Consider the following 6000-nt stretch of genomic DNA (forward strand, 5'->3'; position numbering starts at 1 on the left):
GCTGGGGTATCGCCAAGTGGTAAGGCACTGGTTTTTGGTATCAGCATGCGCAGGTTCGAATCCTGCTACCCCAGCCACGCCAACGCTCTCATGTTCTGCATTACAGGCTGAGATCGTTCCGAGCCGACATAGCTCAGTTGGTAGAGCAACTGACTTGTAATCAGTAGGTCCCGGGTTCGACTCCTGGTGTCGGCACCATCGGAATTTTTTCCCAGCAGATCAACAGATTGCAGAGCACAAGAAACCGCCCTCGAAGGCGGTTTTTTTGTGTCTGCGGATCATGCGACGTACAGATTCCTTCCTGATCCTCCTCCTCCACTCGGCCTCACGCCCGGCGCGCGATTACGACGCCATGCACCTTGCCGTCAGTCTCCTCGACGATGTGTGCAACGTTGCTTTTTCTCGCCATGGGGCGGCAGGGAGCAGATGCCTTCGAGTCACCGAGCTCTATCTAGCCAGCAGCGGGGTGCATGTATCGGTACCGGGCGCAGGGACGATGTCGGCCTAGCCTCGGTGCTGGTCGTAACGCAGGGCTTGCCAGGGTTCGGCGATGAGGCGTTGCAGGTCCTGTGCCAGGCGCAGCTCGGGGTCGTAGGGGTGAATGCCGAGGCGTAACGGGCGGGCGCCGCGGCGTGCCTGGCGGATCTGGAGCCGGTTCCAGGTCCGGAGTGCCTGCTCACGCCAGCGCGTGTCGGCCTCGAAACCGACCAGCGGGAGCTTGTCGAGCTGTCCACTGTGCAGGTCAAGCATGCCGCGTGTGACCTCGATGCGTTGATAGGGGAGGGTCATGAGGCGTGATCGCGGAATTGTGCCGAGTGCCCAGGCGGGTGGCACATAGGTGCTGGGGGGTGCCAGGTCGTGCTGCGGGAACCAGTCGGCGGCGGCCTGCATGAGCCGGGCGATGGCGTCGCCGTCGAGCGCCAGGTGCTCCCCCGCGCGACGCGAGAGCAGGGCGGCGTGCAGGCGATGCCGGAGCCCCTTGATCCGCCAGGCGCGGTGGTGCCAGCCATGGGCGGCGAGTTCCAGCCCCTCCTGCTGCCAGCGGGTCAGGGTGGCGATGTCGCCGTGCTGCCAGTCCTTGCCGGGCACGACCAGCAGCGTCAGATTCGCGTGACCCTGGGCTCTCAGCGTGTCGATGATCGAGGCGACGCGCGCCAGGGTGTGCGGCATAACATCGTGGATCGAGAGCAGGGTTTTCATGGTCGGGCGGTGGCCTGTGCGGTCAGCACGCCAAGCCATTGCTCGAGCGTGTCGTCATTGAGCTGCAGGGCCGCCTCCCGCGCGCGGGAGGCCACTTCGGTAAGGAAACCGGGCGGACTGGCCTGTAGACGGCCGATGGCATCGCTCAGGGTTTCGCCGTGATGGATCTTGCAGAGTCCGTTCGCGAGCTGTGGCCAGTCATGAATGCCGATGTTGTCCGACACCAGGGCCGGGCGTCCGCGTGCCATGGCTTCGAGGGCGATGGAACCGAAGGTTTCCTGGTGGGAGGGCAGTACCAGCAGGCTGGAGTCGTCTATCAGTTGGCACAAGGCATCCCGCGACAGCCAGCCCCGGTAATCGAGGTTAGGCAGTTCGCTGGCGGCGGCTTCGACCCGCGACTTGAGCGGGCCATCGCCGCCGATCACGAAGCGGATGGACGGCCAGTGGCGCGCGGCCTCGAGGATGGTGTCGATGTTCTTTTCCGCCGCCAGTCGGCCTGCGAAGCAGACCTGTTGCAGGTCTTCCGGCAGCGGGGCGGGCGGTGTTTCGGCAAAGTGGCGGGCCAGGGGGGTGCCCATGACATCGCATCGCCTGGCGCCCAGGCCCATGACCGTATCGTCCAGCGCCTGATTGTGGATCAGCACCGTGCTGCTGCGTTGGCAGAGAAAGCGATTGGCGGAGCTCAGGCAACCGCTAATCAGTTGCCGCTTGAAGGGGCGCCAGTACAGGTCGGCCAGGCCCTCGAAGTGCGTATGGTAGGCGGAGATGAAGGCGCAGCCCTGACGACGCGCCATCCAGGGGCCCAGCAGGCCGTAAGGGCCGGGTGTCACGCTGACGATGACATGCGGTTGAAGCCGCGCCAGGGCTCGGCTAATCCTGACGGGGTTGGGTGCCGCGACATGCTGGGTGGCATCGCCCGGCAGGGGGAAACGGAAAGGGTGGAAGCCGTTCGACGCTTCGGGCTGCAGGATCTCGACAGATTCGACGCGGGAACGCAGTTGATCGATCAGGTCGTGGTAGTAGGAGCCGGTGCCATTGCGTTCGGCCAGGGAGTCGGAGAAGAAGGCAATGCGCAACTTCCGCGCGTCGATGCCGGGCTCGGGCGGTAAGGGGGTGGCGGTCTCGTTCACGTGCTGATCCTGATTCGCTGAGGCAGGGCTAGGAGGCCCAGGTAAGCCGGCTGCATGACGGCTTCCATGGTGTCACGCGGGATTGCCAGTGACTCGGCCGAATGCTGGTGTCGGCTCGCGGTACCGGTGGGCAACTGCTGTACATGGTGCACCAGCTCCGGACCCATTGGTTCGCCGATCCCTGCCATGGCTCGGGTGATGATGAGGGACGGCTGCTCACGCAGGTCGTCCATGTCGATGACGGCTCCCGGGGACATGGACTCGTTGGCCAGGGTGTCGTTCAGGTGGTCGAGTGTCTCGCCGAACATGGCGAGAAAGTCGTGTTGAAACCGGGCGCTGTCGGCCTTGGTGCCGCAGAGCTCGGCGGCGCTGTGCACCGAGCTGAGCTGGGAGCTCAGCGCCGTGATGGGATTGCGCACACAGACCATGAAGCGAGCCTCGGGAAACTGCTGCCGGAGCCCCTCCAGCCAGGAGCCGAAGGCGGCATTCTTGGAGAGCAGGTGTCGTTGCTGCCCATCGGCATACAGTTGGCGTTGCAGGCAGCGCTCGTAGAAGCGTAACAGGCGCCGGCGTCGTCCGGGACTCATTCGGCGGTCGAAGTGGCCCAGCTCAAGGAGGCCGGGGCTGCCCGGGAATACCAGCATGAGAATGAAGCAGCCGCCGGCGGGCAAGAGCGTCAGGTAGTCCTCTTCGGCGGCGTTCAGGCCGACATCATGGATTTCGGCGAAGTCACCGACCGCGCGCCGGATGACGGCGTCCAGGCCGCGCCTCCCCCATCCGCCCAGGGCGTAGTCCAGCTTGCCGAGCCCGTGCAGCAGCTTGCGTTGCGTGATCGAGGGCGCCAGCAGGGCCTCCCAGGTGGTGAGCGTGGTATAGCGCCGGCGGTCCATGGCCAGGGTGCGATGCAGGAAGGTGGTGCCACTGCGGGGTAGGCCGGTGATGAACAGCGCCTGGCCGACGCGCACTCGGCGGTATCCTGGAAACAGCAGCTCATCCAGTAGCAGGCAGACCGCATGCAGGCCCTGTACCAGCATGAACACCGGCAACGCCACCAGCAGCAGTAGTGCGCGGCGCAGCGTCATGGGGGCGCGGGGATCGCGCCAGCGGGTCAGTGCCCGGCCCCACCATGCAAGGTGCAGGGCCAGGCCTTCGAGCAATGTGATGAGTGTCGTCATGAGGCCGAGGGTATCAACTTGTCGGTGTAGTAACAGGTGGTCATCGCAGTCGGGTCAGCCAAGAGGCGTTGCATCATGGCCTTCCAGCCAAGGGTTTGCTCTCGGCCCGGCCATCATGATCAAGCCGGTTACTATGCGCTGTCGCGCATTACTATTTGATGACAGCGCCTGTCCGTAGGCCTTCGGCACCGAGGCGATGGCCGCGCATGGCGTATTAGGCCAACCTCAGCTGGGTTCAGGGTGCAAATAAATCGCTGGTCTGCAAAGGACGATGTCGGCATTGTGCGGGAGTCGATTCACGCTGTTGTCAGCCCGGCAATGGCCTTCTCGTCAAGGTGGTTTCCATGACGCATGCCGATGACTGGACCCCGGTGCTCGAGCTGCCAGGTCGTTGCTGGCTGCTCCCTCCTGCCGAGACGCTGTTTTGGATGGCGCGGTCAGGGGTTCGTTGATGAAAGGCGCTGGCCATACCCGCTGGCGGCGTTGCCTGCCGTTTCTCGACTGGATGCCGCGACAGACGCCGCGCTCGCTGCGCACCGACGCCATTGCCGGCCTGATCGGTGCCGTCCTGGTGCTGCCGCAGGGCGTGGCCTATGCCCTGCTGGCCGGCCTACCCGCGGAATACGGGCTGTATGCGGCCATCGTGCCGGTCATCCTGGCGGCGTTGTTCGGCTCATCGCGGCAAATGGTCAGTGGCCCGGTAGCGGCCCTGTCGATCGCGCTGTTTTCCACCCTGCAACCCTTCGCCGAAGCGGGAACCAGCGAGTTTATCACCCTGGCGATGACCCTGACTTTTCTGGCGGGCGTGTTCCAGATCCTGCTGGGCCTGGCGCGCCTGGGCGCTCTGGTCGAGCTGGTCTCGCATTCGGTGATCACGGGGTTCACGGCCGGGGCGGCGCTGATCATTGCCGCCAGCCAGTTACCCCATGCACTGGGTCTCGAGGCCGTCGAAAACGGCAGCTTCCTGTCGTTGTGGCCCCAGCTTGTGGCGCGTCTCGATGCCATTCAGCCTCTGGCGCTGCTGATCACGGCGGCCACCATCCTCGTGTGCCTGGCCTTTCAGCGCTGGCTGCCACGCTGGCCCGGTATGATCGTGGCGATTCTGGCAACGACCCTGCTGGCGGCCTGGCTTGATCCGCAGGGCCAGAGCATTCAGCGGGTAACCGAGGTGCAGGCAGGACTGCCGCCGCTCTCGGCGCCTGATCTGTCGCTGGAAAACCTGCGCCTCCTGACGCCCGGCGCCATGGCGCTGGGGCTGCTCGGCCTGGTGCAGGCCGTGGCCATCTCGCGCGCCATTGCGGCCAGCACCGGGCAGCGGCTCGACAACAATCAAGAGTTCATCGGTCAGGGGGTCGCTAATCTGGGGGGCGCCTTCTTTCATCTGTTGCAGCGCCAGGCGCGTCGCTGTCATGCGCGCGGTGGAAAGCTCTACCTGGCCTGGACCAAACCCAGCGTGGTGGCTCGCCTGCAGCGCATCGGCCTGGTCGATGAGGAACCGCTCGACGCCCAGCAGGTGGTGATCGCCCTCTAGGTGTGATCTCTCGGTAGGTTGTTCATCCGGAGCCTACCCGGAAAACTGGGGGTGCGAACCAAACCAACCTCCAGGAGGCCCGGATGAACACCCATAAGAATGCCCGTCTTACTCCGCATGGTCGAGCCCTGCTGGCCGCTCGTGTGATCGATGAAGGGTTACGCCCAAGAGAGGTGGCTCAAGCTCAGGGCGTCAGTGTGAGAACGGTCTTCAAGTGGGTGCGTCGCTTCCGCGAAGAAGGCCTCACGGGCCTTCAGGACCGTACGTCACGCCCAGCCCGAAGCCCCTTTGCGACCGACACGACTACCGTGGACCGGATCATCGAACGTCGTCAGCAGCGCCAGACCTACCGCCAGATTGCCCAGGCGCTGGGGGTCGGTCAGAGCACAGTGGCGCGTATTCTCAAGCGCAAGGCGTTGAACCGCTTGGCTGCCCTGTCCCCGGCCAGGCCCGACAACCGCTACGAACACGATGCCCCCGGGGATCTCCTGCATCTGGACATCAAGAAGCTGGGTTGCTTCGAGCGACCGGGGCATCGTGTGACTGGTGACCGCCAACAGAGCACGCCTGGCGCTGGATGGGAGTATGTCCATGTAGCCATCGACGATCACTCGCGAGTGGCCTTCAGCAGCGTTCACCCGGACGAGACGAGTTGGAGCGCTTGTATAGCTCTGCTGCAGGCGATGCGCTACTACATCAGCCTGGGCATCCGTTTTACCCGGGTACTCACCGACAACGGCGCCTGCTATCGCTCCCGCCGCTTTCGGCGCCTGTGCCGGCGGCTGAGGCTGAAACACCGCCGGACCAAGCCGTACAGCCCACGAACCAACGGTAAAGCGGAGAGGTTCATCCAGACGGCGCTGCGCGAGTGGGCCTACGCGCGCTCATATGCAAGCTCGGATGAGCGCGGCAGGCACCTGCCTGCCTGGCTTCATCAGTACAACTGGCACCGCCCGCATGCCAG

General features: G+C 64.7%; 5 protein-coding genes and 2 tRNA genes. 4 read left to right on the forward strand and 3 right to left on the reverse strand.

Annotated features, from left to right (window positions below):
• Nucleotides 1–2 precede the first annotated feature (2 nt).
• A tRNA-Gln gene (locus QWY74_RS12885) sits at nt 3–77 on the forward strand.
• Between the two features lie 45 nt (nt 78–122).
• A tRNA-Thr gene (locus QWY74_RS12890) sits at nt 123–198 on the forward strand.
• Between the two features lie 306 nt (nt 199–504).
• On the opposite strand, the gene QWY74_RS12895 is transcribed toward QWY74_RS12890, so the two are convergent.
• From QWY74_RS12895 to QWY74_RS12905, 3 genes are read right to left on the reverse strand one after another with little or no spacing between them, the layout of a single operon-like run.
• Complete coding sequence (locus QWY74_RS12895; RefSeq protein ID WP_264826920.1) at nt 505–1200, reverse strand: polysaccharide deacetylase family protein; 696 nt, start codon at nt 1198–1200, stop codon at nt 505–507.
• Nucleotides 1197–2330 carry a glycosyltransferase gene (locus tag QWY74_RS12900; protein WP_264826919.1) on the reverse strand — a complete coding sequence of 378 codons (1134 nt, stop codon included), beginning with the start codon at nt 2328–2330 and terminating at the stop codon, nt 1197–1199. Before QWY74_RS12900 ends, QWY74_RS12895 begins: the two co-directional genes overlap by 4 nt.
• On the reverse strand, nt 2327–3505 hold the full coding sequence (locus tag QWY74_RS12905) for a sulfotransferase (RefSeq protein ID WP_290314461.1): 1179 nt from the start codon (nt 3503–3505) through the stop codon (nt 2327–2329). Before QWY74_RS12905 ends, QWY74_RS12900 begins: the two co-directional genes overlap by 4 nt.
• A gap of 451 nt (nt 3506–3956) precedes the next feature.
• Here QWY74_RS12905 and QWY74_RS12910 point away from each other — a divergent pair, with 451 nt between their 5' ends.
• A complete protein-coding gene (locus QWY74_RS12910) occupies nt 3957–5036 on the forward strand; it encodes a SulP family inorganic anion transporter (protein ID WP_264826916.1) in 1080 nt (359 codons plus the stop codon).
• An 83-nt stretch (nt 5037–5119) separates the two neighbouring features.
• On the forward strand, nt 5120–6000 hold an 881-nt coding region (locus QWY74_RS12915), incomplete at its 3' end, for an IS481 family transposase (RefSeq protein WP_290314462.1).

Origin of the sequence: Halomonas almeriensis, assembly GCF_030409235.1 — a bacterium.
GTDB lineage: Bacteria > Pseudomonadota > Gammaproteobacteria > Pseudomonadales > Halomonadaceae > Halomonas > Halomonas almeriensis.